Annotated in this window: 24 protein-coding genes and 1 pseudogene; 14 read left to right on the top strand and 11 right to left on the bottom strand. The window is 60.0% G+C overall.

From position 1 onward, the window contains the following. Positions 1-78: 78 nt before the first annotated feature. Complete coding sequence (gene putP, locus FHU12_RS06625) at positions 79-1,563, bottom strand: sodium/proline symporter PutP (RefSeq protein WP_033634960.1); 1,485 nt, start codon at positions 1,561-1,563, stop codon at positions 79-81. Positions 1,564-2,134: 571 nt separating this feature from the next. Here putP and putA point away from each other — a divergent pair. Together putA and FHU12_RS27365 are read left to right on the top strand one after the other, a co-directional pair. After that, positions 2,135-6,106: a trifunctional transcriptional regulator/proline dehydrogenase/L-glutamate gamma-semialdehyde dehydrogenase gene (gene putA, locus FHU12_RS06620; protein ID WP_141968199.1), complete on the top strand. Its 3,972-nt coding sequence runs from the start codon at positions 2,135-2,137 to the stop codon at positions 6,104-6,106. A 211-nt stretch (positions 6,107-6,317) separates the two neighbouring features. Further along, positions 6,318-6,413, top strand: a pseudogene (locus FHU12_RS27365) (type II toxin-antitoxin system HicB family antitoxin); the annotation flags it as partial. A gap of 29 nt (positions 6,414-6,442) precedes the next feature. On the opposite strand, the gene tcyN reads toward FHU12_RS27365, so the two are convergent. The 7 genes from tcyN to FHU12_RS06580 all read right to left on the bottom strand — a co-directional run bounded on the left by tcyN (position 6,443) and on the right by FHU12_RS06580 (position 12,423). Continuing rightward, positions 6,443-7,195: an L-cystine ABC transporter ATP-binding protein TcyN gene (gene tcyN / locus FHU12_RS06610; RefSeq protein WP_038876913.1), complete on the bottom strand. Its 753-nt coding sequence runs from the start codon at positions 7,193-7,195 to the stop codon at positions 6,443-6,445. Between the two features lie 3 nt (positions 7,196-7,198). Beyond that, the gene (tcyL, locus tag FHU12_RS06605; RefSeq protein ID WP_025303237.1) at positions 7,199-7,861 is read right to left on the bottom strand and encodes a cystine ABC transporter permease; all 663 of its coding nucleotides are present in this window, start codon (positions 7,859-7,861) and stop codon (positions 7,199-7,201) included. Continuing rightward, positions 7,861-8,661, bottom strand: coding sequence for a cystine ABC transporter substrate-binding protein (tcyJ, locus tag FHU12_RS06600; RefSeq protein ID WP_141968197.1), 801 nt, complete (start codon positions 8,659-8,661; stop codon positions 7,861-7,863). The genes tcyL and tcyJ overlap by 1 nt, the downstream gene beginning before the upstream one ends. A 115-nt stretch (positions 8,662-8,776) precedes the next feature. Next, complete coding sequence (locus tag FHU12_RS06595; protein ID WP_141959513.1) at positions 8,777-9,769, bottom strand: D-cysteine desulfhydrase; 993 nt, start codon at positions 9,767-9,769, stop codon at positions 8,777-8,779. Between the two features lie 125 nt (positions 9,770-9,894). After that, on the bottom strand, positions 9,895-10,404 hold the full coding sequence (gene fliZ, locus FHU12_RS06590) for a flagella biosynthesis regulatory protein FliZ (RefSeq protein ID WP_025303240.1): 510 nt from the start codon (positions 10,402-10,404) through the stop codon (positions 9,895-9,897). 55 nt (positions 10,405-10,459) lie between these two features. Then, positions 10,460-11,182, bottom strand: a complete 723-nt coding sequence (locus FHU12_RS06585; RefSeq protein ID WP_004934752.1) for an RNA polymerase sigma factor FliA — start codon at positions 11,180-11,182, stop codon at positions 10,460-10,462. A 182-nt stretch (positions 11,183-11,364) separates the two neighbouring features. Continuing rightward, positions 11,365-12,423 carry a FliC/FljB family flagellin gene (locus tag FHU12_RS06580; protein ID WP_141968195.1) on the bottom strand — a complete coding sequence of 353 codons (1,059 nt, stop codon included), beginning with the start codon at positions 12,421-12,423 and terminating at the stop codon, positions 11,365-11,367. A 281-nt stretch (positions 12,424-12,704) separates the two neighbouring features. Between FHU12_RS06580 and fliD the strand changes: the two genes are divergently transcribed. The 4 genes from fliD to FHU12_RS06555 all read left to right on the top strand — a co-directional run bounded on the left by fliD (position 12,705) and on the right by FHU12_RS06555 (position 16,079). Then, positions 12,705-14,105 carry a flagellar filament capping protein FliD gene (gene fliD / locus FHU12_RS06570; RefSeq protein ID WP_060433356.1) on the top strand — a complete coding sequence of 467 codons (1,401 nt, stop codon included), beginning with the start codon at positions 12,705-12,707 and terminating at the stop codon, positions 14,103-14,105. A gap of 26 nt (positions 14,106-14,131) precedes the next feature. Continuing rightward, entirely contained in the window at positions 14,132-14,542 is a 411-nt protein-coding gene (fliS, locus tag FHU12_RS06565; protein ID WP_141968193.1) for a flagellar export chaperone FliS, read from the top strand. After that, on the top strand, positions 14,542-14,910 hold the full coding sequence (gene fliT / locus FHU12_RS06560; protein ID WP_038876898.1) for a flagella biosynthesis regulatory protein FliT: 369 nt from the start codon (positions 14,542-14,544) through the stop codon (positions 14,908-14,910). The genes fliS and fliT overlap by 1 nt, the downstream gene beginning before the upstream one ends. Positions 14,911-15,218: 308 nt before the next feature. Continuing rightward, positions 15,219-16,079, top strand: a complete 861-nt coding sequence (locus FHU12_RS06555) for a helix-turn-helix transcriptional regulator (RefSeq protein ID WP_141968191.1) — start codon at positions 15,219-15,221, stop codon at positions 16,077-16,079. Between the two features lie 478 nt (positions 16,080-16,557). Here FHU12_RS06555 and FHU12_RS06550 read toward each other — a convergent pair whose 3' ends face one another. Continuing rightward, the gene (locus tag FHU12_RS06550) at positions 16,558-17,487 is read right to left on the bottom strand and encodes a LysR family transcriptional regulator (protein WP_141968189.1); all 930 of its coding nucleotides are present in this window, start codon (positions 17,485-17,487) and stop codon (positions 16,558-16,560) included. Between the two features lie 129 nt (positions 17,488-17,616). On the opposite strand from FHU12_RS06550, the gene FHU12_RS06545 reads away from it, so the two are divergent. Beyond that, a complete protein-coding gene (locus tag FHU12_RS06545) occupies positions 17,617-18,216 on the top strand; it encodes an FMN-dependent NADH-azoreductase (RefSeq protein WP_141968187.1) in 600 nt (199 codons plus the stop codon). 157 nt (positions 18,217-18,373) lie between these two features. On the opposite strand, the gene FHU12_RS06540 is transcribed toward FHU12_RS06545, so the two are convergent. Together FHU12_RS06540 and fliE are read right to left on the bottom strand one after the other, a co-directional pair. Further along, positions 18,374-18,574 (bottom strand): hypothetical protein, encoded by a 201-nt coding sequence (locus FHU12_RS06540; protein WP_141968185.1) that lies wholly within the window; start codon positions 18,572-18,574, stop codon positions 18,374-18,376. A gap of 69 nt (positions 18,575-18,643) precedes the next feature. Next, positions 18,644-18,958, bottom strand: coding sequence for a flagellar hook-basal body complex protein FliE (gene fliE / locus FHU12_RS06535; RefSeq protein WP_141972913.1), 315 nt, complete (start codon positions 18,956-18,958; stop codon positions 18,644-18,646). Positions 18,959-19,272: 314 nt separating this feature from the next. On the opposite strand from fliE, the gene fliF reads away from it, so the two are divergent. From fliF to fliL, 7 genes are all read left to right on the top strand, one after another. Then, positions 19,273-20,973, top strand: a complete 1,701-nt coding sequence (gene fliF, locus FHU12_RS06530) for a flagellar basal-body MS-ring/collar protein FliF (RefSeq protein ID WP_141968182.1) — start codon at positions 19,273-19,275, stop codon at positions 20,971-20,973. After that, entirely contained in the window at positions 20,970-21,962 is a 993-nt protein-coding gene (gene fliG / locus FHU12_RS06525) for a flagellar motor switch protein FliG (RefSeq protein WP_060420814.1), read from the top strand. The genes fliF and fliG overlap by 4 nt, the downstream gene beginning before the upstream one ends. Continuing rightward, complete coding sequence (gene fliH / locus FHU12_RS06520; protein WP_141968180.1) at positions 21,955-22,659, top strand: flagellar assembly protein FliH; 705 nt, start codon at positions 21,955-21,957, stop codon at positions 22,657-22,659. Before fliG ends, fliH begins: the two co-directional genes overlap by 8 nt. After that, a complete protein-coding gene (gene fliI / locus FHU12_RS06515) occupies positions 22,659-24,020 on the top strand; it encodes a flagellar protein export ATPase FliI (protein ID WP_141968178.1) in 1,362 nt (453 codons plus the stop codon). The genes fliH and fliI overlap by 1 nt, the downstream gene beginning before the upstream one ends. Before the next feature lie 21 nt (positions 24,021-24,041). Next, the gene (gene fliJ / locus FHU12_RS06510; protein ID WP_033634978.1) at positions 24,042-24,488 is read left to right on the top strand and encodes a flagellar export protein FliJ; all 447 of its coding nucleotides are present in this window, start codon (positions 24,042-24,044) and stop codon (positions 24,486-24,488) included. Beyond that, positions 24,485-25,717: a flagellar hook-length control protein FliK gene (locus FHU12_RS06505; RefSeq protein ID WP_141968176.1), complete on the top strand. Its 1,233-nt coding sequence runs from the start codon at positions 24,485-24,487 to the stop codon at positions 25,715-25,717. The genes fliJ and FHU12_RS06505 overlap by 4 nt, the downstream gene beginning before the upstream one ends. Before the next feature lie 165 nt (positions 25,718-25,882). Continuing rightward, complete coding sequence (fliL, locus tag FHU12_RS06500; protein WP_004934797.1) at positions 25,883-26,368, top strand: flagellar basal body-associated protein FliL; 486 nt, start codon at positions 25,883-25,885, stop codon at positions 26,366-26,368.

The following is a 26,368-nucleotide window of genomic DNA, read 5'->3' as shown; positions in this document are numbered from 1 at the left end:
TACAGCCGGATGACGGCGATCGGCAGGCAAAAAAAAGGGGCGCTCTGCGCGCCCCTTACCGACTGACATCGAACGGCGTTACACCGTTTTGTACTCGGCTTCCGCCTGATCGAAACGCTCGGTCATGGTGGCGGAAGGCTGGCGGCCCATCAGGCTCACCACCACGATGGCGAGGCAGCCCAGGATGAAGCCCGGGATGATTTCATACAGGCCCAGCCATTCGTATTGTTTCCAGACGATCACCGTCACTGCACCGACCAGCATGCCGGCCAGCGCGCCGTTGCGGGTCATGCGCGACCACATCACCGAAATCAGCACAACCGGGCCGAAGGCGGCGCCAAAACCGGCCCAGGCGTAGCTCACCAGCCCCAGCACGCGGTTCTCCGGGTTGGCCGCCAGCGCGATGGCGATCAACGCCACCACCAGCACCATGACGCGGCCGACCCACACCAGCTCGCGCTGGCTGGCACCTTTACGCAGGAACGCCTTGTACAGGTCTTCGGTGATCGCGCTGGAGCACACCAGCAGCTGGCAGCTCAGGGTACTCATGACCGCCGCCAGAATCGCCGACAGCAGCACGCCCGCTACCCATGGGTTGAACAGCAGCATCGCCAGTTCGATGAACACGCGTTCGCCGTTCTGCGACACGTTACCGGCTTGATCCGGGTTGTTGGCGAAGTAAGCAATGCCGAAGAAACCGACGGCGATGGTGCCGGCCAGGCACAGGATCATCCAGGTCATGCTGATGCGACGCGCGCTGCGGATGGTGCGGTGAGAATCCGCCGCCATGAAACGCGCCAGGATGTGCGGCTGGCCGAAGTAGCCCAGACCCCACCCCAGCAGCGACAGGATGGCGACGAAGTTCAGCCCCTTCAGCATGTCGAGGTTGGCCGGGTTCTGCGCCTGGATCACCAGCATCGAGGTATCGATGCCGCCGACGGCGAAGATCACGATCACCGGCGTCAGGATCAGCGCGAAAATCATCAGGCTGGCCTGCACGGTGTCGGTCCAGCTCACCGCCAGGAAACCGCCGATAAAGGTGTAGAGGATGGTCGCTGCGGCGCCGGCCCACAGGGCGGTTTCGTAGCTCATGCCGAAGGTGCTTTCGAACAGGCGCGCGCCGGCTACGATGCCGGAGGCGCAGTAAATGGTGAAGAACACCAGGATAACGATGGCCGAGATCACGCGCAGCAGCTTGCTGTTGTCTTCAAAGCGGCTGGTGAAATAATCCGGCAGCGTCAGGGCGTTGTTGTTGGCTTCGGTATGCACGCGCAGCCTTCCTGCCACCAGCTTCCAATTCAGGTAAGCGCCGATGGTCAGGCCGATAGCGATCCAGCTTTCGGAGATGCCGGAGAGGAAGATGGCGCCCGGCAGGCCCATCAGCAACCAGCCGCTCATGTCGGAAGCGCCGGCGGACAGCGCGGTCACCACGCTGCCCAAACTGCGGCCGCCGAGAATATAGTCATCAAAGTTGTTGGTTGCCCGGTAGGCAAGCAGGCCGATCAGCACCATCCCGAAAATGTACACCAGGAAGGTCACCAGCATAGGTGTGCTCATTGTCATTTAATTCTCCACTTTCATTATTATTCGCGTTTCGCTCCGGCCAAGCCGGCGCCGGTAAACCCACGCGCAATGCATTTCACTGGCCGCCGCGCCGGAACGTGGCGCTGCCTGCGAGCAAGTGCAGGTAAAATAGTTTCTGCCCGTAATTGTTGACCGTCGGTTATCCTAGATGAGCCTTTCATCAACCAACAAGATATTTAACAACAAAGTTACACAAAGTTTACCCTGCGTCACATTTACCGGGCACAAAGGTTGCACTCACGACAAGCAAAATGAGTTGCACCTGGTTATTACCCTTATATACCGCAAGGTAAAACGTTTGCGGCATCATAAACCCCGCCGCATTCGCTCAATAACGCAACATTCGTGCCAACTGCCCATGTTAAAAAATCGATGAAACTCACACTTCGCTCATCAGCCTGATTTAACAAGGTTGCACAAAGTTGCAACATGCAGGATATTGTCTGCATTCTTGACACCACACATCACACGAACCTATCCCAACAGGCTTTCCGGCCTGCTGTTTGTCTAGCCTGATGGGATAGGTTCTAAACACAGGAGTTGGATAGGCATGGGCACTACCACAATGGGCGTGAAACTCGACGAGGCAACACGCGACCGGATCAAAAGCGCCGCGCAGCGCATCGATCGCACGCCGCACTGGCTCATCAAGCAGGCCATCTTTAATTACCTCGAGCGTCTCGAGAGCGGTTCCGATATTCCTGAAATTCCAGCGCTGGCCGCTGCGGGCCAGCCTGAAGCGGACGACATTATGCCGCAAGCGCAGGAAGAGTCACACCAGCCATTCCTCGATTTCGCCGAACAAATTCTGCCGCAGTCGGTCACCCGCGCCGCCATCACCGCCGCCTATCGTCGCCCGGAGACCGAAGCGGTGCCGATGTTGCTCGAACAGGCGCGATTACCCGCCGATCTTGCTCAGGCTACTCACAAAATGGCCTACGGCATCGCCGAGAAGTTGCGTAACCAAAAAAGTGCAAACGGCCGCGCCGGCATGGTGCAAGGCCTGCTGCAAGAGTTCTCCCTCTCCTCGCAGGAAGGCGTGGCGCTGATGTGCTTGGCGGAAGCGCTGTTGCGTATTCCGGACAAACCGACCCGCGATGCCCTGATCCGCGACAAGATCAGCAACGGCAACTGGCACTCGCACCTGGGGCGCAGCCCGTCGCTGTTCGTCAACGCCGCCACCTGGGGCCTGCTGTTCACCGGCAAGCTGGTGTCCACGCATAACGAAGCCAATCTGTCCCGTTCGCTGAACCGCATTATCGGCAAGAGCGGCGAGCCGCTGATCCGCAAAGGCGTGGACATGGCGATGCGCCTGATGGGCGAACAGTTCGTGACCGGCGAAACCATCGCCGAGGCGCTGGCCAACGCGCGCAAGCTCGAAGAAAAAGGTTTCCGCTACTCCTACGACATGCTGGGCGAAGCCGCCCTGACCGAAGCCGACGCGCAGGCCTACCTGGTTTCCTACCAGCAGGCAATTCATGCCATCGGCAAAGCCTCCAACGGCCGCGGTATCTATGAAGGCCCCGGCATCTCCATCAAACTGTCCGCCCTGCACCCGCGCTACAGCCGCGCGCAGTACGAACGCGTCATGGAAGAACTCTACCCGCGCCTGCTGTCGCTGACCCTGCAGGCACGCCAGTACGATATCGGCATCAACATCGACGCCGAAGAGGCCGACCGTCTGGAGATCTCGCTCGATCTGCTGGAGAAGCTGTGCTTCGAGCCGCAGTTGGCCGGCTGGAACGGCATCGGCTTCGTGATCCAGGCTTACCAAAAACGCTGTCCGTTCGCCATCGATGCGGTGATCGACATGGCGCAACGCAGCCGCCGTCGCCTGATGATCCGTCTGGTGAAGGGCGCTTACTGGGACAGCGAAATCAAACGCGCCCAGATGGACGGCCTGGAAGGCTATCCGGTTTACACCCGCAAGGTCTATACCGACGTTTCCTACCTGGCCTGCGCCCGCAAGCTGCTGTCGGTGCCGAACCTGATCTATCCGCAGTTCGCGACCCACAACGCCCATACCCTGAGTGCCATCTATCACCTGGCCGGCAACAACTACTACCCTGGCCAGTATGAGTTCCAATGCCTGCACGGCATGGGTGAGCCGCTGTACGAACAGGTGGTGGGTAAAGTGGCCGACGGCAAACTGAACCGTCCTTGCCGCATCTATGCACCGGTCGGCACCCATGAAACGCTGCTGGCTTACCTGGTGCGCCGCCTGCTGGAAAACGGCGCCAACACCTCGTTCGTCAACCGCATCGCCGACGCCACCCTGCCGCTCGACGAGCTGGTGGCCGATCCGGTCAGCGCCGTGGAAGCGCTGGCGGCCAGCGAAGGCCAGATTGGCCTGCCGCATCCGCGCATTCCGCTGCCGCGCGAGCTGTATGGTGAGAAACGTACCAACTCCAGCGGCCTGGATCTGTCCAACGAACAGCGTCTGGCTTCGCTGTCCAGCGCCCTGCTCACCAGCGCCAGCCATCCATGGCGCGCGGAACCTATCATCGATGCCGAGTTGGATCAGGGCGTCGAACAGCCGGTAATCAACCCGGCCGAGCCGGGCGATGTGGTCGGCTACGTGCGTGAAGCTACCGAAAGCGAAGTCAGCCGCGCGCTCGACGCCGCTGCAGCCGCCGGCCCAATCTGGTTCGCGACACCGCCGACGGAGCGCGCCGCGATCCTCGAACGCGCCGCCGAGCTGATGGAGAGCCAGCTGCAAAGCCTGCTGGGCATTCTGGTGCGCGAAGCGGGTAAAACCTTCAACAACGCCATCGCCGAAGTGCGTGAAGCGGTCGATTTCCTGCACTACTACGCCGGCCAGGTGCGCGACGACTTCGCCAACGACAGCCACCGCCCGCTGGGCCCGGTGGTCTGTATCAGCCCGTGGAACTTCCCGCTGGCGATCTTCACCGGCCAAATCGCCGCTGCGCTGGCGGCGGGCAACAGCGTGCTGGCAAAACCGGCCGAGCAAACGCCGCTGGTCGCCGCGCAGGCAGTGCGTATTCTGCTGGAAGCCGGTATTCCGCAAGGCGTACTGCAGCTGCTGCCTGGCCAGGGTGAAACCGTCGGCTCGACGTTGGTTAACGATGCCCGCGTCCGCGGCGTGATGTTTACCGGTTCCACCGACGTCGCCGGCATTCTGCAGCGCAGCATCGCCGGCCGTCTGGATCCGCAAGGCCGCCCGACGCCGCTGATCGCCGAAACCGGCGGCCTGAACGCCATGATCGTCGACTCTTCAGCCCTAACCGAACAGGTGGTGACCGACGTGGTAGCCTCCGCCTTCGACAGCGCCGGCCAGCGCTGCTCCGCGCTGCGTATCCTGTGCATTCAGGAAGACGTGGCCGAGCACACGCTGCAAATGCTGCGCGGCGCGATGGCCGAGTGCCGCATGGGCAACCCGGAGCGCCTGTCTACCGACGTGGGCCCGGTGATCGACGCCGAAGCCAAAACCGGCATCGAACGCCACATCCAGGCGATGCGCGCTAAAGGCCGCAAGGTCTACCAGGCTGCCAAAGGCAGCGTGCAAGATGAGAAAGAGTGGGCGCGCGGCACCTTCATCAAACCGACGCTGATCGAACTCGACAGCTTCGACGAGCTGCAAAAAGAGATCTTCGGCCCGGTGCTGCACGTGGTGCGCTTCCAGCGCAACAATCTGGACGCGCTGGTCGATCAGATCAACGCCGCCGGTTATGGCCTGACGCTGGGCATTCACACCCGTATCGATGAAACCATCGCCCGGGTGACCGAACGCGCCAAGGTCGGCAACCTGTACGTCAACCGTAACATGGTCGGCGCGGTGGTCGGCGTGCAGCCGTTCGGCGGCGAAGGCCTGTCGGGCACCGGCCCGAAAGCCGGCGGTCCGCTTTATCTGTACCGTCTGCTGGCCAACCGTCCGGACGACGCGCTGCAGCGCACGCTGCACCGTCAGGACGACGAGCGCCCGATGGAAGCCACCGCGCGGCCGCAGCTGTTAGGCGCGCTGCAATCGCTGGAGAAATGGGCGGTCACCAGCCAACACGGCGAACTGGCGGCATTGGCGCAGCGCTATGCGGAACTGGGCCAGGGCGGCACCGTACGCCCGCTGCCGGGCCCAACCGGCGAGCGCAATACCTATGCCCTGTTGCCGCGTGAACGCGTGCTGTGCCTGGCGGATAACGAAACCGACGCGCTGACCCAGCTGGCCGCCGTGCTGGCGGTTGGCAGCTGCGTGCTGTGGCCGGAAGCGGAACTGCAGCGCAATCTGTTCCGCCGCCTGCCGAACGATGTGCAGGCGCGCATCGCCTTCAGCAAAGACTGGCAGCAGGATAAGGTCGAGTTCGACGCCGCCATCTACCACGGCGATGCCGACCAGCTGCGCATCCTGTGCGAGCAGATCGCGCAGCGCGGCGGCGCCATCGTCTCGGTGCAGGGCTTCGCCCACGGTGAAACCAATATCCTGTTGGAACGCCTGCTGATCGAGCGTTCGCTGAGCGTCAACACCGCCGCCGCCGGCGGTAACGCCAGCCTGATGACCATCGGTTAACGCATCGTCAAGGCGGCCATGCATGGCCGCCTGATTTGCTCACCGCTACGCAAACCCTGCACTTGTGCAGGGTTTTTTATTGCCCGCAGCCCGGTCAGCCGTTAGCGTATTGCTATCCTGGCATGAGGATGCGGCGCCTCATGGGCGATAACAACAGGGTGAACTCAGAATGAATTAGTCTGCTTGCAAACCGTGGCAGCACGCTACTCGTCGCATTGACTCTCGGGTTCGGCAACATCCGGGATACGGTAGCCGCAGCGGGTTTCTCGCCGCCGCTGCGCGAAACGAATTGTTGAAAGCGGAGTGAACGCGGACGGGGGAAGCTCCCCCGCCGTCTTATTGATTCAGGAATTTGTCGAGGAATTGCTGGGTACGCTGGTGCTGCGGGTTGGCGAACAGCGCTTTGGCCGGGCCCTGTTCAACGATGCGGCCGTGGTCCATAAAGATAACCCGGTCAGCGACGTCGCGGGCGAAGCTCATCTCATGGGTGACGATCACCATGGTGCGTTTCTCTTCCGCCAGTGAGCGCATGGTATTGAGCACTTCCCCCACCAGCTCGGGATCGAGCGCCGACGTCGGCTCATCGAACAAAATCACCTCCGGCTGCATTGCCAGCGCGCGCGCGATAGCCACCCGCTGCTGCTGCCCGCCGGACAGTCGACGTGGATAAGCCTGCTCTTTGCCGCTCAGGCCCACCTTGGCCAGCAACGCGCGGGCGCGCTGTTCCGCGCTGGCTTTCGCCTCGCCTTTAACGATAACCGGCCCTTCGATGATGTTTTCCAGCACCGAACGGTGCGGGAACAGGTTGAAGTTCTGGAACACGAAACCGACCTGCTGACGCAGCGCCCGCACCTGATTTTTCTGTTTGCTCAGCGGCTTGCTGCCGTCGATCAGGATATCGCCGACGCGAATGGTGCCGGAATCCGGCTCCTCCAGCAGGTTAATGCAGCGCAACAAGGTGGTTTTCCCCGAACCGCTCGGCCCGATGATCGCCACCACTTCGCCGGCGTCCACCGCCAGATCGATCCCATGCAGCACCGTCTGACCCTTGAACTGCTTGGTCAATTGCTTAACTTCAATGGCACTCATGCGCTACTCCTGATCCTGGCGATTAACGTGGGCTTCCAGACGGTTTTGCAGCGCGGAAAGCAGGGTTGCCATCACCCAATAAATCAGCGATGCCGCCAGGTACATGGTGAACACTTCCAGCGTGCGCGAGGTGATCAGCTGCGCCTGGCGGAACAGTTCCGGCACCTGTATGGTGGCGGCCAGCGAGGTGTCTTTCACCAAGCCGATAAAGCTGTTGCCCAGCGGCGGCAAGGCGGTGCGCGCCGCCTGCGGCAAGATCACCCGACGCAGGGTTTGCCAACGGGTCATGCCGATGCTGGCGGCGGCTTCCCACTGCCCTTTGTCGATCGACGAAATCGCCGCACGCAGCGTTTCCGAGGTGTAAGCGGCGGTATTGAGCGACAGGCCAATCAGCGCCGCCGGGAAGGGATCGAACTCGATGCCGAACTGCGGCAGACCGTAATAGATCATAAACAGTTGGGCGATCAACGGCGTACCGCGGAACAGCGACACGTAGATACGCGACAGCCACGACAGCGGCCAAAGCGGTGAAAGGCGCATCAGCGCCAGCAGAAAACCGAGCAGCAACCCCAACGCCATACCGCCCAGGCTGAGCTGAAGCGTCAGTATTGCGCCCTTCAATAAAAATGGCGCTGAATCCAGCGCCAGTTGAATACTTTCGTGCATTATTTAGTTACGTCCGCGCCAAACCATTTCTCGGAGATCTTCGCCATCGTGCCGTCTTTTTGCATCTCGGCGATCGCCTGGTCAATCGCTGCCAGCAGCTCTGGGTTGTTCTTGCGCAGCGCCACGCCGGATTCCTGGCGAGAGAACGCCGGGCCGGCTACCGCCAGCGTATCGCCGGTTTTCTTCACCAGATCCAGCGCCGCCAGGCGATCCACCAGAATGGCGTTGATGCGGCCAACGCGCAGATCCTGATACTTGGTCGGGTCATCGTCGTAGGTGCGCACGTCCACGCCCTGCACGTTCGCGCGCAGCCATTGCTCATAGTTGGTGCCCAGGCCCACGCCAACCTTCTTGCCCTTCAGGTCTTCCGGCTTGGTGATGGTGCCTTCGTTGCCTTTTTTCACCAGCGCCTGAATACCGGAAACGGTGTACGGGGTGGAGAAGTCATATTTCTTCTTGCGCTCATCGGAGAGCGTGACCTGGTTGATAACCACGTCGATACGTTTCGAGTCCAACGACGCCAGCATGCCGTCCCACTTGGTCGGGTTCAGCTTGGCTTTCACGCCCAGATGTTCCGCCAGCGCGTTGGCGAAATCCACTTCAAAACCGGTCAGCTTGCCGTCTTCACCCTGGAAGCTGAACGGCGGATAGGTGCCTTCCAGCCCGACGATCAGCGTGCCACGCTGTTTCACCTGCTGCAGCAGATTGTCGGCGGCATAGGCTTGAGTCGTCACACCGGCGGCCAATGCGATACCCACCACGCCCAACAACCATTGACGACGAACTTTCGCAAACATCATAAACACCCCTGTGTGTTATTTATCTTTTTTGATATCAGCACTTTAACAGTGCGACCGTCCGCATAAAGGAATATAACTTTATAAATATAGTTCAAAATGGAATAACAAGCGGTATTTACACCTGCGGATGGTAGGCGAACAGCGCCGGCGCACCGCCGGTGTGAACGAACAGAATAGGACCTTCATCGCGGAAGCGCCGCTGGGCGATGCCGTCGATCAAACCGGCCATCGCTTTGCCGGTGTATACCGGATCCAGCAACACGCCCTCTTGCTGCGCCAGCAGCTGCACCGCCGCCATCCCCTCTTCGTTCGGCATGCCGTACTGCGGCGCGAAATAATCGTCCCACAGCGCGATCGGCGCCAGTTCGTCGATATTCAGCGAACAGGCCAGAGCTTTCTGGATCTGCTCCACCTTCGGCAGCTGATCGATCACGGTGCGCGAAACCGTTACGCCGATCAGATCGGTTTCCGGCAACAGCTGCTGCAATCCTACCGCCAGCCCGGCGTGGGTGCCGGCGCTGCCGGACGCCACCACCACCGAACTGAACGCCACGTTGCTGCGTTGGCTCTGTTCGGCGATTTCCAATGCGCACTGCACGTATCCCAGCGCGCCCAGCGCATTGGAGCCGCCCACCGGCACCACGTAAGGCCGGAACCCCTGCGCCTCAAGGCGCGTCGCCAGTTCCGCCAGCTGTTGCTGCGGATCGTGCAGCGCTTCGCACATCACCACCTCGGCGTTGAACAGGCCGAGCAACAGGCGGTTGCCGTTGGTCAGGTAGTTTTCCGCGCGGGTGTCGATAGGGTTTTCCAGCAGCGCGACGCAGTGCAGGCCGAGTTTCGCCGCCACCGCCGCCGTCTGGCGCACGTGGTTGGATTGAATGGCGCCGGCGGTGACCAGCGTATCGGCGCCTTGTCGCAGCGCGTCGGCGGCCAGAAACTCGAGCTTTCTCAGCTTGTTGCCACCCATGGCCATTGGAGTGACATCGTCACGTTTAAGGTAGATTTCGCGGCCGAGGTAATCGGAGAGACGGGACAGCTTTTCGAGCGGTGTGGCGGTGCCAACCAGATCCAGACGCGGAAATTGCGCCAGTTGTTGTTGCAGGTTCACTACTTCCCCCCAGGGAATCGAATATCAACATCTGATAACCGATAGATTTAGCAGATGTGAACTGAATAATCATCCTTTATCACGGGGGAAACAGCAGGCCCCGGCCCAACGACCGGGGAAAAGTCTCAGTAGCTGCGCTGCCAGGCGAGATACTGATCGTATTTGCGCAGCGCAATGCGGTAGTTGTTGTGCGCCGCGGTAGGCAGATCGTCGATGATGCGCTGATGGCTGGCGCTGCTGGCGAATTTATCCGCCGGATAGTTGCGCGCCACCAGCATTTCGTCCAGCCGGCGCAGCCGCACCACATACTCGCGGATGGTGCTGTGGCTCATCTCGGTCTGTTCGAACAGATACTGCTTGAACGCCATGATGTCGAAATAGCTCGGGTGGCTGTTGCAGGAGATCTCGCTGCAAAAGCGGCACAGCGCGGTCAGCTCGTGCTGCACGTTTTGCCAGACCGCATCGTCGATCGGCTGATCCATGCGCGCGATGGCTTCTTTATTGATAATCTTGCCGCGAAACACCAGCGCCATGCGGTCCAACAGTTTGCCGCACTGGGAGCAATGGGTCTGGCTGTGCTTGTAGTCTTTCAGGTAACGGCTAAGCGGCCGTTTCTTCAACAGTATTCCTGGCATAAAGGGCAGTCCGATTGTCACATGAGTCATCGAGTTGAGGGGCGGCGGGTCGCCGTCAGGTATCGTTCGCCAGCCGCGCACGCAGCCGTTTGATCGCCTGACTGTGCAGTTGGCTGACGCGGGACTCCCCGACGTCCAGCACGGCGCCGATCTCTTTGAGATTCAACTCTTCCTGGTAATACAGCGTCAGCACCATTTTTTCGCGCTCCGGCAACGCCTCGATGGCGTCGATCACTCGTTGGCGCAGGCTGCCTTCCAACAGGTGATGCAGCGGGTTGGCCTCTTCATGCCCTTCCAGCATCGGTTCCGCGTTCTCGCCATGCTCCTCGCGCCATTCGTCGTAGGAGAAAAGCTGGCTGTTATTGGTGTCCAACAGAATTTGACGGTACTCATCCAGCGAGATATTCAGCGTCTGCGCCACTTCCGTCTCGCTCGCCGGGCGGCCGTAACGCTGTTCCAGTTGCCGCATCACCTGCGCGACCTCGCGCGCATGGCGCCGCACGCTGCGCGGCACCCAGTCGCGGCTGCGCAGCTCGTCGAGCATCGCGCCGCGAATGCGCTGCACCGCATAGGTGGTAAAGGCGGTTCCTTGTAGGGCGTCATAACGCTCAACGGCGTTCAATAGCCCGATTCCCCCGGCCTGCAGCAAGTCGTCAAGCTCCACGCTGGCGGGCAGCCTAACCTGCAGGCGCAACGCCTCGTGGCGCACTAACGGGACGTAGCGCAGCCAGAGAGAATTTTTGTCCATCACGCCTTCGGCGGTATACAGATCGCTCACTATGTCTTAAACCTGCGGATAAGAGAGTCAGCGCTATTATGCGTAGGGGGCGAAATGCCAATCGGCTGAACAGTCGCACAAAACGGGCTTTATTTGCGCCATGTAATAACCGGGCGGTGCGCGAACATAAAAAAACCCCGCCGAAGCGGGGTTTCTTTGCGACAGTTAATCGGGAGAGACGATTAACGCAGCAGGGACAGCACGTTCTGAGTAGACTGGTTAGCCTGTGCCAGAACAGAGGTGCCAGCCTGTTGCAGGATGTTGGCACGGCTCATGTTGGACACTTCGGTCGCGTAGTCAGCATCCTGGATACGGGACTGAGAAGCGGACAGGTTGTTCACGGTGCTGTTCAGGTTGTTGATAACAGAATCGAAACGGTTCTGTACCGCACCCAGGGAAGAACGCAGGCCGTCAACCTGTGCCAGCGCTTTGTCCAGGGTATCCAGTGGGTTTTTCATGGTGACGGCAGTGCCTTCGGTTACTTTACCGTCTTTGTCTACAGAGGCTGCAGCGTAAGTTTTAGCACCGGTAGTTTTGTCGGTAGTTTCGACAAACATCGCATCTTTACCATCTGCACCTTTACCAGAGATCAGCGCCTTACCGTCAGCCAAACCGCTTTTCGCAGTGGCAGCATCGTAAACAACGTCTTCACCGGTAGCAGCTTTGATGTGAGCGCCGGTAGCAATCGCGGAACCCGCAGTAGGGCCTTTAGTAGTAACGTCGAAGCCATCCAGACCCAGTTTAGTGGAGTCGATTTTCTGCAGGTTGATGTCGATAGTTTCACCGTCGTTAGCGCCAACCTGGATGGTCAGTTTCTGATCGCTGCTCAGCACTTTCACGCCGTTGAAGTCAGTCTGCGCGGAGATACGGTTGATTTCCGACATGCGCTCGGTGATTTCGTCCTGGATGGATTTCAGGTCGCTGCTGGAGTTAGAACCGTTCTGCGCCTGTACGGTCAGACGACGGATGTTCTGCAGGTTGTCGTTAACTTCGTTCAGTGCGCCTTCAGTGGTCTGCGCCAGAGAGATACCGTCGTTGGCGTTACGAGAAGCCTGAGTCAGGCCTTTGATGTTCGCGGTGAAACGGTTGGAGATCGCCTGACCCGCAGCATCGTCTTTCGCGCTGTTGATACGCAGACCGGAAGACAGACGCTCAATCGCAGTGCCCAGAGAAGACTGAGATTTGTTCAGGTTGTTCTGCGCCATCAGCGACAGGCTGTTAGTGTTGATTACTTGTGCCATTGTTTGCTTTCCTTACGAGTCAGTTGCGTTCTTCGCAACACAGTTAAAAGGTTCGGGCTTATTTGCCCACGGCGTCAACCACCGTCCCCTCAGGTATCGGCCCTCCCCTAACAACCTTTAGCAATTTTTTAAAATTTTTTGCGTCTGCGGCAATGGCAGAAATAACGTGGTTTTTCCCTCCTCTATTGCGCCATCGGTTTTTTGCTTTTTTCGGTAAACTTTTTCATCACTGGGCCGATAACGCGTAAAGCGAATAAAGTCATAATCAAGGAGAATTACTCATGGCAACGATCAGTTCATTAGGTCTCGGCTCAGGACTCGACCTCAACGGCCTGCTGGATAAGCTGACCAAGGCGGAACAACAGCGCCTGACCCCCTACACCACCAAGCAATCCAGCTATAACGCCCAGCTGACCGGTTACGGCACGCTCAAAGGCGCATTGGAAAAGTTCGACAACCTCAGCAAGGAGATGGCGAAAGAGGACTTCTTCAAGGCGACTACCGCCACCGAACATGACGCCTTTAAAATCACCACCAACGCCAAGGCGGTACCGGGCAACTACGTGGTGGAAGTGAACAAACTGGCGCAGGCGCAAACCCTGACCACGCAGGCGAAAGTCAGCGATCAAGGCGAAAAATTAGGTAAAGAAGGCATCACCAACCGCTCTCTGACCATCACCGCCGGCAACCCGCCGAAAGAAACCAAGATCCCGCTCAGCGACGATCAAACCTCTCTGCTTGAGATGCGCGACGCCATCAACGGCGCCAAAGCCGGCGTCACCGCCAGCATCATGCGCGTCGGCGACAACGACTATCAGCTGGCGATCAGCTCCTCCACCACCGGCGAAAACAACAAGATTTCCCTCCAGGTCGATAACGACGATAAGCTGGGCGATATCCTGAACTACAACGCCACCCGCGGCACCACCACTGCCATGAAGCAGACGGTCGCGCCGCAGGATGCGGAGCTGATGGTGAACGGCACAGCCATCAAGCGCAGCACCAACTCGATCAGCGATGCCCTGCAGGGCGTTACCATCGATTTGAAAACCAAAACCAAAACCGATGAACCGCAGCACCTGGTGATCAGCGCCAACACCGCCGGCACCACCGACAAAATCAAAGAGTGGGTCGATAGCTATAACTCACTGCTGGACACCTTCAACGCACTGTCCAAGTTCACCCCGGTGAAAACCGGCGAAGCGCCAAACCCCAGCAACGGTCCGCTGCTGGGCGACAACACCCTGCGCGGCGTTCAGTCGTCGATCAAAAGCGCCCTGAGCGCAGCCCAGGACAACCCGGATTTGAAAGGCCTGGGCAACCTCGGTATCTCCACCAACACCAAAACCGGCAAGCTGGAAATCGACAGCGCCAAGCTGAAGAAAGCGATGGATGAGAAGCCGGATCAGGTCAGCAACTTCTTCGTCGGCAACGGCAAAGACACCGGCATGGCCACCGAGATCCACAACCAGATCCAGAGCTACATCAAATCCGGCGGCATCATCGAGAACTCGACCAAGAGCATCAACACCAACCTCGATCGCCTGAACAGCCAGATCACCACGGTCACCGCCAGCATTCAGAACACCATCGATCGTTACAAACAACAGTTCGTTCAGCTGGATACCATGATGTCGAAAATGAACGGCACCAGTAACTATTTGGCTCAACAGTTCAAGTAACCCTTTAACAAGGTAAAGAAAACAGCATGTATAACCGTAGCGGCACTCAGGCCTATGCACAGGTCAGTCTGGAAAGCGGCGCCATGAGCGCCAGCCCGCACCAGTTAATCGTGATGTTGTTCGACGGGGCGCTCAGCGCCCTGCTTCGCGCACGCATCCTGATGAACCAGGGCGATATCGCCGGCAAAGGCCTGGCGCTGTCCAAAGCCATCAACATCATCGACAACGGCCTGAAAGGCGGCCTGGACCCTCAACAGGGCGGCGAGATCGCCGAAAACCTGGCGGCGTTGTACGACTACATGAAGCGTCGGTTAATGCAGGCCAACCTGCATAACGACGAAGCGGCGATCGCCGAAGTGGTCAAACTGCTGGAAAACATCGCCGACGCCTGGCGCCAGATCGGCCCCAACTACCAACCTTCGCAGGACGCCATGTAATGGAACGTCAACAGCAGCTGTTAGCCGCTTATCAACAAATTTACAGTCTGAGCAGCCAGATGATCGCGCTGGCGCAAACCGGGCGCTGGGAAGAGCTCGTCGAACTCGAGTTCGCCTACGTGACGGCGGTAGAAAAAACCGCCGCCTTTACCGGGCAAGCCGGCCCGTCAATGGCCTTGCAGGAGATGCTGCGCAATAAGCTGCAACAGATCCTCGACAACGAAACCGAGCTCAAGCGTCTGCTACAGCAACGCATGGATGAGCTGAAAACGCTGATCGAGCAGTCCACGCGCCAGAACGTCGTCAACAATACCTACGGCCAGTTTCATGATCGTGCACTGTTGCTGGGGGAACCACAAGTCCGATAAGATCGACAATACTGACGAAAATGGATTAAATAGCACCATGCGCTATTACTCTCGGGTTACGTTAGGATATTAATCTATGGCATTTGAATTATTCAGTTTATGGGTAATTAGTAAAATGCGCGCTTCGAGCCTGGCTCTCACTTTAATGGATAAGCATCATCCCGACACGGACGTTTTCTGTTCAGCAGGAAATTGATTTTTGATAGATAAAACACGCCGCTGTGTTTCACAGCCCATGGAAAAATGTTGCTCCAACGCGGATCAAAGCGTAAAGATATTCTCAGATAATGGCTGCGAAATGAATATCGATGGAACGTACAATTAATCTCTGTTCAGGAATTGGTGCCTCAGCGCACATCATTCAGCATACTGAATTATTATTCCCTTCAGTCTATTTTGAGCAACCACATCTGTACCTGATACAACAAGGCCATAAGCGCGTACGCTGGCAACAACACGAAGTGGTGGCTCATCCCGGCGAGCTGTTGATTATCGACGGGGGACAAACGGTGGATATTATTAACGGCCCCTCTGAAGAGGGAGTGTTCAGCTGTCAGTTGCTGACCTGCGACCCTCTGTTGCTCACTCTTCAGCCTCCGGCCGAGGAAACGCCGGCGCCGATGCCGTTCGATGCCGTCCTGGCGCTGCGCAATCTGCCCTGCGCCCTGAAGCACAGCTTTGAGACCACCAGCCTGGCGCTGGCGCTCCGGCAGCGTTTTCCCACCATCATCGTGCGGCACAAAATGCTGGAGATTCTGCTGTGGCTGGCCCAGTTCGGCATTCGCTTCATCCACAACGAAGCTAAAGACCTGACGCAGCGCGTGCGCCGCTGCCTGGCAACCGATCCACACAGCATTTGGACCGCGGCCAAAGTCGCGGAGAGCCTGTCGATGAGTGAAGTGATGCTGCGCCGCAAACTGTCGATGGAAAATACCGCGTTGCGCAACCTGATGATCGACGTGCGCATGAGCAGTGCGCTGGCCCTGCTGCAATCCACCGACTGGCCGATCTCCGCCATCGCACAACATGTCGGCTATGAAAGCGCGTCGCGTTTCGCCGAACGTTTTCGCAAGCGCTTCGGCTTCGCGCCTACCGCCATTCGCGGCCACCAAAGGATTATGGAACCTGGCCCCCTGGGGGCCGAAGCGATAGCCGCCGGAGAAACCTAAATAGACGCGCAACAAAATGGCTTTATTTGGCACAGGTCCCTAACAGTTGTCACAACGCTGAGATAGGCTACGCAACGTCGAACCGCCGAAGAGCAAATTAAACGATGCGTAATGAAAAGCGATTATTTTCTCTAACAATAATGTTGTTGGTGCTGTGGATTTTAGCCTTGCTGTATGAAGAAGACATGATGCGCTTACTTGCCGCGCAATAAAATGGCCAGGCTTTTATCACCTGGTCAGACTTCAATCCAGTTTAACCAAAATGCCTATTAAAACGGCGAGTACCGTCAGCATAAAAATACTGATCAGGCGCCATCTGGATTCGCTTTTCGTGCTCATTGACCGACCTCGAATAATAACCCTACTAATCAGGTTATAATAAACGGTCACCTGCGCATTCAATGAGCCTGACAGCGCCGTTTTCGTCCCTCTATTCGGTACATTAGCGCCCGTTTCCTGTCGATGGTGGCGCCGGCCATTACCGGTAAGATATCACCGGCGCAGCAAGCGCCAATTTCCCCGGCAGCTCCGCCACCAATTTGTCCACCGCCAGCCGCACCTTGAGCGGCTGGTAAGGCATATAAGGCCATACCACATTCACCGGAAAACTGAGGCTGGATTCACCGCGCATGATCTCCACCAACGTCCCCGCCACCAGCCGATCGCGTACCAGCCACTCCGGCAGCCAGGCAATACCGGCACCGGCGGAAACGGCATCGACGATCCCCTGCATGTCATCCATCATCATCTTGGCCGGTGGCCTGAACGACTGCAACTCACCGTTTTCGCCGCGAAGTTGCCAGGGCAACACGGTACCGGCATGCAGATACCCCACCGCCTGATGTCGGCTTAACGCGTCCAGCGTGCTCGGTTCTCCGCTGCGCCACAGGTAATCGGGCGACGCGCACAGGAGCATGCCGTGTTCGCCCAGGCGCCGGGCAATCAGACTGCCGCTGTCCGCCAGCTCGCCGATACGTACCGCCAGATCGAACCCCTCGTCGACCAGATCGATCCTGCGGTCGCTGAACGAGATTTCCAGCGCCAGCAACGGATGCTCATTCGCCAGCGCCGTCAGCAAGGGGGCGATGCACAGGTGGCCGAACAACACCGGCACTGAGACCCTGAGCCGGCCGCTGACCTGCATCTTGCCGCTGTCCAGTTGATGTTCCGCCGCCTGAATGTTCGCCAATGCCTGCCGACAGTGCTCGTAGTACAGCGCCCCTTCGTCCGTCAGGCTCAGGCTGCGCGTCGTGCGCATAAACAACATCACGCCGAGCCGCGCCTCCAGCCGCGACACGATTTTGCTGACCGCGGAGCGCGTCAGATGCAGTTTTTCTGCGGCGGCGGCAAAACTGCCACCTTCCGCCACGGCGACAAAAGCCGGCAGCGCGCTGAGATCGCTTTTCATTTCACCGTTTCCAAATTGGAATCAATTAAGTGAAAACCTATCACCACTGGTGAACATCAAGCAATGATAACCTGCAGTCATTCCGGAATTTCCGGTGAAAACCACAGATGACCGTCAGAGGACAACCACATGAAAAAAATACTGGTGCTCAAATCCAGCATTATGGGAAACGACTCGCAGACCAATAACCTGATTGATCGCTATCTGGCGGAACGTCGGGCCAAAGGACACGAAGATAAGATCGTCGAGCACGATCTGACGGCGTTGGATCTGCCGGTATTGGATGGCGAGCTGTTTAGTGCGCTGCGCGGCGCGGAAAACACCAGTCAACGCGCCAAAGCGGCGGTGGCGCTTTCCGATCGGCTGATTGCCGAACTGAAAGGGAGCGATCTGCTGCTGATCGGGGCACCAATGTACAACCTCAACGTACCAACCCAGCTGAAAAACTGGTTCGATCTGGTGGCCCGCGCCCGGGTAACGTTCAACTATACCGCCACCTACCCGGTCGGGTTGGTCGAGGGCGTCAATGCGCTGGTATTCAGTTCACGCGGCGGCGTACACGCCGGCCAGCCGACCGATGCCGTGACACCCTACCTGCGATCGGTGCTGGGGCTGATGGGGATCGGCGACGTGCAATTTATCTATGCCGAAGGGCTGGATATGAAACCGCACGGCCTCGCGCAGGGGTTGGCGAACGCCCGTGAGCGGATCACAGAATTGGCAGGCTGAAGCAAACACACAGCAGCATTGATTTGTTATAACATAACAAATATGATAACCGCGTCGGCGCCACGTCGAGCGAGCGTCGACGCTCCTACATTACACAAATGTTTTATCGCACCTTCAACCAGCTATTTCGGTAGCTGGTTTTTTTTGCCCATTGACTTCAGTATTGCCGGGCAGCACGTTTCATTTCTCGCTCGCCGGGCAACTGCGTCTTCACGGACAGCGGTGCGACAAACGCTTTCCATTCTTTGCTGGCGTCCTGATGATCCGCGTTTTTTGGGGCCAATGAATAATCATCGTTTTGCCCGGCGCATCCAGACAGCGCCATGATGCCAAGAGCAAGGTACAGTGATTTACACATCATCCTATCCCGATAAATAACCGTCGCTATAGGGTACCAAATTTCACTGAACAATGAGTGGCACGTTCATCACACCGGCATATTCATGATGTCCTGGTAGGCCGCCACCAGCTTGTTGCGCACCTGCACGCCCAGTTGCAAAGAGACCGACGATTTCTGCAGATCGACCATCACATCGTTCAGGCTGATACCCGGCGCGCCCAGTTCAAAATCCTGCGCCTGCTTGCGCGCCGTTTGCTGGGTCTCGCTGATCTTGCCGAGCGCCGCGGTCAGTTCGCTGGCGAAGCTGACGCCCTGTGGCGCCGTATTCTGCCCCATTTTGCCGGCCTGAACCGCCATGGTCTGCATCTGCTGCAGTACCCCTTCAATGCCCTGAATCGCCATCTGGTCCTCAATCATCTCGTCTCGCCGGGTGACGTTTCACCCTGCACTTCTCCAATGATGCACACCCTAGCACAGCGTTTTCAGACCTAAAGCGGCTAATTAACTGCAAAAAACCCGGCTTATCGGGCAATCGGAATCGTCTGATAAGGCGAATAATGGCCTGCCCAGAAATGGGAGCGCCGCTATTTAGAAGATATGTGTATCAGGGAGTCTGTTTTGTCACACAACGCTAACCATACCGTTCATCAGCCTGGCAGGGAGCTGCTCAGCGGCCCATACGGGATCGTGAGCGCCATTGAAGGACGAGACCTAAAATGAGTGCTTCGATAACCGCCGGCGAAAGCCGCGACAACGGCCTGCAGGCCATCTGGAATCGTCTGCGCGCCAACCCGAAAATTCCGTTGCTGGTCGCCGCTTCCGCCGCGATCGCGATCGTCGTCGCGCTGCTGTTGTGGGTGAAAAGTCCCGACTACCGCGTGCTGTACAGCAATCTGAACGACCGCGACGGTGGCGCCATCGTCACCCAGCTGACGCAGATGAATATCCCTTACCGCTTTGCCGAGAATGGCGCAGCGCTGCTGATCCCGGCGGAAAAGGTGCATGAAACCCGTCTGCGCCTCGCACAGCAAGGGCTGCCGAAAGGTGGCGCCGTCGGCTTCGAACTGCTGGATCAGGAAAAATTCGGCATCAGCCAGTTCAGCGAGCAGATCAACTATCAGCGCGCCCTCGAGGGTGAACTGTCGCGCACTATCGAATCGCTGGGGCCGGTGCAAAACGCCCGCGTTCACCTGGCGCTGCCTAAACCTTCGCTGTTCGTGCGCGAACAGAAATCCCCTTCCGCGTCGGTGACGCTGACCCTGCAACCCGGCCGTGCGCTGGACGACGGCCAGATCAACGCCATCGTTTATATGGTGTCGAGCAGCGTCGCCGGCCTGCCGCCGGGCAACGTGACCGTGGTCGATCAGGCCGGCCGTCTGCTGACGCAGTCCGACGGCACCGGGCGCGATCTCAACGCCTCGCAGCTGAAATACGCCAACGAAGTGGAAAACGGCTTCCAGCGCCGCATCGAGGCGATCCTCGCCCCGGTGGTCGGCAGCGCCAACGTGCGTGCGCAGGTCACCGCGCAGATCGACTTCGCCACTCGCGAACAAACCGATGAACAGTACCAACCTAACCAACAGCCTGACAAAGCCGCTATCCGCTCTCAGCAAACCAGCCTGAGCGAGCAGATCGGTGGGCCACAGGTGGGTGGCGTGCCGGGCGCGCTGTCCAATCAGCCGAGCGCACCGGCCACCGCGCCGATTGAGACCGCCAAGCCGGCCAACGCCGCAGGCAACAATGCCAATGCCACCGCGCAAAACGCCGCAGCCACCCGCAGCGCGGCGGCCAACGGCGTACCGCAAAACACCCGTCGCGACGCGACCACCAACTACGAGCTCGACCGTACTATTCGCCACACCCAGCAAAAAGCCGGCACCGTGCAGCGTCTGTCGGTCGCCGTGGTGGTCAACTACCTCGGCGTAGATAAAGACGGCAAACCGCAGCCGATGAGCAAAGAGCAGCTGGCGCAGATCGAAGCGCTGGTGCGTGAAGCGATGGGTTACTCCAGCAGCCGTGGCGATACCCTGAACGTGGTCAACACGCCGTTTACCGACAGTCAGGTGACCGGTGGCGAACTGCCGTTCTGGCAAAGCCAGTCGTTTATCGATCGTCTCATCGACGCGGGCCGCTATCTGCTGGTGCTGCTGGTGGCTTGGCTGCTGTGGCGCAAACTGGTGCGGCCGCAGCTGCAACAGCGCCAGGTGGCGCAACAGGCTGCCATCGCCGCCGCCAATGCCCCTGCCGCCAAACCGGCCGACAGCAGCAAACCGAGCAACGAGGAGCTGGCGCAGCGTCGTAAATCGCAGCAGCGCGTCAGCGCAGAAGTCCAGAGCCAGCGGATCCGCGATCTGGCTGACAAAGACCCACGCGTGGTCGCTCTGGTAATCCGCCAATGGATGAGTAACGAGATATGAGCCTGACCGGAACCGACAAAAGCGCCATCCTGCTGATGACGCTGGGTGAAGATCGCGCGGCGGAGGTGTTCAAACACCTCTCCTCGCGCGAAGTACAGCTGCTGAGCGGCACCATGGCCGGCATGAGCCAGGTTTCGCACAAACAGCTCGGCGAAGTACTGACCGAGTTTGAAGACGACGCCGAGCAATACGCGGCGCTGAGCGTCAACGCCAGCGACTACCTGCGTTCGGTGTTGGTCAAAGCGCTGGGCGAAGAGCGCGCCGCCAGCCTGCTGGAAGACATTCTCGAATCGCGCGAGACCACCACCGGCATGGAAACGCTCAACTTTATGGAACCGCAGAGCGCCGCCGATCTGATCCGCGACGAACACCCGCAGATCATCGCCACCATCCTGGTGCACCTCAAACGCGGCCAGGCGGCGGATATCCTGGCCCTGTTCGACGAACGCCTGCGCAATGACGTGATGCTGCGTATCGCCACCTTCGGCGGCGTGCAGCCGGCGGCGTTGGCGGAGTTGACCGAAGTGCTGAACAATCTGCTCGACGGCCAAAACCTCAAGCGCAGCAAAATGGGCGGGGTGCGTACCGCCGCCGAGATCATCAACCTGATGAAAACCCAGCAGGAAGAAGCGGTCATCGACGCGATGCGCGAATACGACGGCGAGCTGGCGCAGAAGATCATCGACGAGATGTTCCTGTTCGAAAACCTGGTGGAAGTCGACGATCGCAGTATCCAACGCCTGCTGCAGGAAGTGGAAGGCGAGTCGCTGCTGATCGCGTTGAAAGGCGCCGAGCAGCCGCTGCGCGAGAAGTTCCTCAAGAACATGTCGCAACGCGCTGCCGACATCCTGCGCGACGATCTGGCCAACCGTGGGCCGGTGCGCATGTCGCAGGTGGAAAACGAGCAGAAAGCCATCCTGCTGGTGGTGAGACGCCTGGCGGAAAGCGGCGAAATGATCATCGGCGGCGGCGAGGACACCTATGTCTGATCGCATTAACACCCTGCCCTGGCAGCCCTGGTCGCTCAACGACCTGGGCGAACAGAAACCGGCTGTCGAACTGCCGCAGTTGCCGGATCTCGAACTTGACGATCCGTCGCCGGATGCACAGGCCGAATTGCAACAGCAGCTGGCCACGCTGCGGCTGCAGGCCGAGCAACAGGGCCAGCAGTTGGGCTATGCCGACGGCCAGCAAAAAGGCTATGAGGCCGGTTTTCAGTCTGGTCTGGAGGAAGGCCGCCAGCAAGGGCTGCTGGAAGCGCAGCAGCAGCAACTGCCGCTGACCGCCCACTGGCAGCAGCTGGTCACCGAATTCCAGCATACGCTGGACGCGCTCGACAGCGTGATCGCCTCCCGACTGATGCAGCTGGCGCTGACCGCCGCCAAACAGGTGCTGGGCCAACCGCCGGTGTGCGACGGCACCGCCCTGCTGGCGCAGATCCAACAGCTGATCCAGCAGGAGCCGATGTTCAACGGTAAGCCGCAGCTGCGGGTCCACCCGGACGACTACCCGCGCGTCGAGCAGCAGCTGGGGGTCACCCTCAGCCTGCACGGCTGGCGCCTGTTGGCGGACGGCGAACTGCACCCGGGCGGCTGTAAGGTCAGCGCTGAGGAAGGCGATCTCGACGCCAGCCTGGCGACGCGCTGGCATGAACTGTGCCGCCTGGCGGCACCGGGAGAAGTCTGATGACCGCGCGTCTCGGCCGCTGGCTGAGTTCTCTGGATACGCTGGAAAAACGCATCGCGCGCGCGCCGACGGTGCGCCGCTACGGTCGCCTGACCCGCGCCACCGGGCTGGTGCTGGAGGCCACCGGCCTGCAGCTGCCGCTCGGCGCGACCTGCCTCATCGAACGGCACAACGCCGGCGAGGTGCAGGAAGTGGAAAGCGAGGTGGTCGGCTTCAACGGCCAACGGCTGTTCCTGATGCCGCTGGAAGAAGTGGAAGGTATCGTGCCGGGCGCGCGGGTTTACGCCCGCATCGCGCCGGAAGGCCAAAGCGCCGGCAAACAGCTGCCGCTCGGCCCGGCCCTGTTGGGGCGGGTGCTGGACGGCAGCGCCAAACCGCTCGACGGTCTGCCTTCACCGGAAACCGGTTACCGCGCGCCGCTGATCACCGCGCCGTTCAACCCCTTGCAGCGCACGCCGATCGAGCAGGTGCTGGACGTGGGGGTGCGCACCATCAACGGCCTGCTGACCGTCGGTCGCGGCCAGCGTATGGGCCTGTTCGCCGGCTCCGGCGTCGGCAAGAGCGTGCTGCTCGGCATGATGGCCCGTTATACCCAGGCGGATGTGATTGTCGTTGGCCTGATCGGCGAACGTGGCCGCGAGGTCAAAGACTTTATCGAGAACATTCTCGGCGCCGAAGGCCGGGCGCGTTCGGTGGTGATCGCCGCGCCGGCGGACGTGTCGCCGCTGCTGCGCATGCAGGGGGCGGCCTACGCCACCCGTATCGCCGAAGATTTCCGCGATCGCGGGCAGCATGTGTTGCTGATCATGGATTCCCTCACCCGCTACGCCATGGCACAGCGTGAGATCGCCCTGGCCATCGGCGAGCCGCCGGCGACCAAAGGCTATCCGCCGTCGGTCTTCGCCAAGCTGCCTGCGCTGGTGGAACGCGCGGGCAACGGCATCAGCGGCGGCGGTTCCATCACCGCTTTCTACACCGTATTGACCGAAGGGGACGATCAGCAAGACCCGATCGCCGACTCGGCGCGCGCGATCCTCGATGGCCACGTGGTGCTGTCCCGACGCCTGGCGGAAGCCGGTCACTATCCGGCGATCGACATCGAAGCGTCGATCAGCCGCGCCATGACGTCGCTGATCGACGAAGAGCATTACCGCCGGGTACGCACCTTCAAACAGATGCTGGCCAGCTATCAGCGCAACCGCGATCTGATCAGCGTCGGCGCCTACGCGGCGGGCAGCGATCCGTTGTTGGACAAAGCGATGACGCTGTATCCGCAGATGGAAGCTTACCTGCAGCAGGGCATCTTTGAACGCAGCGGCTATGATGAAGCCTGTCAACAGCTGCAGCAGTTGATTGTTTAACGTCACCAGAGGCGCACAGCGATGAAATCACAATCCCCCCTGATTACCCTGCGAGATCTGGCGCAGGATGCGGTGGAACAGGCCGCGCAACAGCTGGGCCAGGTACGGCAGGCGCAGCAGGCGGCAGAGCAACAGCTGTCGATGCTGCTCAACTATCAGGACGAATACCGCCAGAAGCTGAATCATACGCTCTGCGACGGCATGGACAGCTCACGCTGGCAAAACTACCAGCAGTTTATCGGTACGCTGGAACAGGCCATCGACCAGCACCGCCAGCAGCTGCTGCAGTGGGGGCAGAAAGTGGATCATGCGGTGAAGCAATGGCAAGACAAACAACAGCGGCTGAACGCTTTCGAGACCCTGCACACCCGCGCCATGACGGCGGAGCAGCAGCAGGAGAACAAACGGGATCAAAAACTGATGGATGAGTTCGCTCAACGCAGTGCACAAAGGAATATCAACCCATGAATCTGAACGCCCTGCCCGGCCTGGCCTTACCCGGCGACGCCGGCGGCCTGGCCGAACTGACGTCGACGCTGGATGAAAGCCAGCTGTCTTCCGCTTTCGCCCAGCTGCTCGGCGCACGTTTCGCGCCTGCCGCCGACGGCAAACAGCCGCCGGTCGCGCTGAGCGCGGACGAGGAACGCGCCCCGGCCCTGAGCCGCAACCAGCTCAATCAACTGCTGGCCACCTTCGGCGAGCTTGGCGGCCTGCTGCCGGGCCAGACAACCTCAGCCGATACGCTTTCACCTGAGGGCGCCGAGGGCGAGGCGCCCACCGCCGGCGACAAACCGGCGCAGCCGCCGATCGCCGCCGCCAAAGAGCTGGATGCCGCAACGCTGCAGGCGCTGTACGCCATGCTGCCGGCCGCGCTCGTCGCCCAGGCGCAACCGACCGAAGGCCAACGCTCGCTGACGGTGGAAAGCGCTGACGAGGCGACTGCACTGCAGCCCGGCAATGGCCTGCTGAACATTGCGGCGGCCAGTGATAAAACCGCCGCGCGTTCATCGGCATCCCCTGCTCCGTCGCTGACAGGGGCGAAAACGCCGGCCACCGGCGACGATAATGCCAAGGCGGCGCTCCCGCAACCGACCAGCGGTGAGCGCGCAAGTGCCGCACAGCCGCTGCCGGCGAGCGATGCACAGCAGCAACCGACGCTCAACCACGCCGTCGCCCTGGCCGCCGCCAGCCCAACGCAAACGGCCGCCCCTGCCAGCGCACTGGTAACCGCACCGCCTACGCCGCAGCTCAACGCGCAGTTGGGCAGCCCGGAGTGGCAGCAGGCGTTGAACCAACAGGTGCTGATGTTCCACCGCAACGGCCAGCAGAGCGCCGAACTGCGCCTGCACCCCCAGGAACTGGGCGCCTTGCAGATCACGCTGAAACTGGACGATCAGCAGGCACAACTGCACATCGCCTCCGCTCACGGCCAGGTGCGTGCGGCGGTGGAAGCGGCGATGCCGCAGCTGCGGCACGCGCTGGCGGAGAGTGGGATCAACCTGGGGCAAAGCAGCGTGGGCGGCGAATCCACCCCGCAATGGCAGCAGCAGGCGCAACAGCAGGCGTCCAACGGTCAGGGTCGTTCCAGCTATGCGGAACATCATGGCGGTGACGGCGCAGTCGCCGAGGGCGTCAGCGCGCCGGTGGCGCTGCAGCGTATGGCCAGTGCGGTCAACGGCGTCGATATTTTCGCCTAAGCCGCCGCAAACGCCCAAGCTGGCACCCATTTGCGCGTCTATTCAGGCTATTGCACGCCGCAATAGACGCGATAATACCTTTACATGTCATGCGTGCGGCTTTGCCGCGCGCCATGCCCGCCGCCTCGCCGGCCGCGGGTGGAACAACAGGAATTAGATTTCGCTATGTCTCAGAACTCCCTTCCGGCAGCACCGAAACGCCCCCTTCTGGTCATCCTTCTGGTGTTGATCAGCGTCGTCGCCTGTGGCGCCGCGGGCTACAGCTGGTGGCTGCTGCAACAGCATAAAAACGGCGCCGAACCGGCCGCCGCCAAACAGCAACCGCCGGCCGCGCCGGTGTTCATGCCGCTCGACACCTTTACCGTCAACTTGGTGACGCCGGACAACAACCCGGATCGCGTGCTGTACATCGGCCTCACGCTGCGTCTGCCAGACGAAAGTACCCGCCGTCAGCTGAACGATTTTCTACCGGAAGTGCGCAGCCGTCTGCTGATGCTGCTCTCCCGCCAGGAAGCGAGCCAGCTGGCCAATGAACAAGGGAAACAACAGTTGGTGGCGCAGATTAAGGACGTGCTCAGCCCGCCGCTGGTTAAGGGACAACCGAAGCAGGTGGTCAGCGACGTGCTGTTCACCGCCTTCATACTGCGGTAA

This window comes from Serratia marcescens (genome assembly GCF_006715005.1).
Classification (GTDB): Bacteria; Pseudomonadota; Gammaproteobacteria; order Enterobacterales; family Enterobacteriaceae; genus Serratia; species Serratia montpellierensis.
Note: the sequence above shows the minus strand (reverse complement) of the source record. Positions and strands in the feature narration are given on the sequence as shown.

What these genes read in the sequence shown, in the direction of transcription:
- FHU12_RS06505 (WP_141968176.1), top strand. Translation starts at nt 24,485, where the DNA reads ATGAATCTGAACGCCCTGCCCGGCCTGGCCTTACCCGGCGACGCCGGC.
- tcyL (WP_025303237.1), bottom strand. Translation starts at nt 7,861, where the DNA reads ATGCACGAAAGTATTCAACTGGCGCTGGATTCAGCGCCATTTTTATTG.
- fliT (WP_038876898.1), top strand. Translation starts at nt 14,542, where the DNA reads ATGGAACGTCAACAGCAGCTGTTAGCCGCTTATCAACAAATTTACAGT.
- fliI (WP_141968178.1), top strand. Translation starts at nt 22,659, where the DNA reads ATGACCGCGCGTCTCGGCCGCTGGCTGAGTTCTCTGGATACGCTGGAA.
- fliL (WP_004934797.1), top strand. Translation starts at nt 25,883, where the DNA reads ATGTCTCAGAACTCCCTTCCGGCAGCACCGAAACGCCCCCTTCTGGTC.
- FHU12_RS06545 (WP_141968187.1), top strand. Translation starts at nt 17,617, where the DNA reads ATGAAAAAAATACTGGTGCTCAAATCCAGCATTATGGGAAACGACTCG.
- fliJ (WP_033634978.1), top strand. Translation starts at nt 24,042, where the DNA reads ATGAAATCACAATCCCCCCTGATTACCCTGCGAGATCTGGCGCAGGAT.
- tcyN (WP_038876913.1), bottom strand. Translation starts at nt 7,195, where the DNA reads ATGAGTGCCATTGAAGTTAAGCAATTGACCAAGCAGTTCAAGGGTCAG.
- fliH (WP_141968180.1), top strand. Translation starts at nt 21,955, where the DNA reads ATGTCTGATCGCATTAACACCCTGCCCTGGCAGCCCTGGTCGCTCAAC.
- fliE (WP_141972913.1), bottom strand. Translation starts at nt 18,958, where the DNA reads ATGGCGATTCAGGGCATTGAAGGGGTACTGCAGCAGATGCAGACCATG.
- FHU12_RS06540 (WP_141968185.1), bottom strand. Translation starts at nt 18,574, where the DNA reads ATGTGTAAATCACTGTACCTTGCTCTTGGCATCATGGCGCTGTCTGGA.
- tcyJ (WP_141968197.1), bottom strand. Translation starts at nt 8,661, where the DNA reads ATGATGTTTGCGAAAGTTCGTCGTCAATGGTTGTTGGGCGTGGTGGGT.
- putA (WP_141968199.1), top strand. Translation starts at nt 2,135, where the DNA reads ATGGGCACTACCACAATGGGCGTGAAACTCGACGAGGCAACACGCGAC.
- FHU12_RS06555 (WP_141968191.1), top strand. Translation starts at nt 15,219, where the DNA reads ATGGAACGTACAATTAATCTCTGTTCAGGAATTGGTGCCTCAGCGCAC.
- fliD (WP_060433356.1), top strand. Translation starts at nt 12,705, where the DNA reads ATGGCAACGATCAGTTCATTAGGTCTCGGCTCAGGACTCGACCTCAAC.
- putP (WP_033634960.1), bottom strand. Translation starts at nt 1,563, where the DNA reads ATGACAATGAGCACACCTATGCTGGTGACCTTCCTGGTGTACATTTTC.
- fliG (WP_060420814.1), top strand. Translation starts at nt 20,970, where the DNA reads ATGAGCCTGACCGGAACCGACAAAAGCGCCATCCTGCTGATGACGCTG.
- FHU12_RS06580 (WP_141968195.1), bottom strand. Translation starts at nt 12,423, where the DNA reads ATGGCACAAGTAATCAACACTAACAGCCTGTCGCTGATGGCGCAGAAC.
- fliS (WP_141968193.1), top strand. Translation starts at nt 14,132, where the DNA reads ATGTATAACCGTAGCGGCACTCAGGCCTATGCACAGGTCAGTCTGGAA.
- FHU12_RS06550 (WP_141968189.1), bottom strand. Translation starts at nt 17,487, where the DNA reads ATGAAAAGCGATCTCAGCGCGCTGCCGGCTTTTGTCGCCGTGGCGGAA.
- fliF (WP_141968182.1), top strand. Translation starts at nt 19,273, where the DNA reads ATGAGTGCTTCGATAACCGCCGGCGAAAGCCGCGACAACGGCCTGCAG.
- fliZ (WP_025303240.1), bottom strand. Translation starts at nt 10,404, where the DNA reads ATGCCAGGAATACTGTTGAAGAAACGGCCGCTTAGCCGTTACCTGAAA.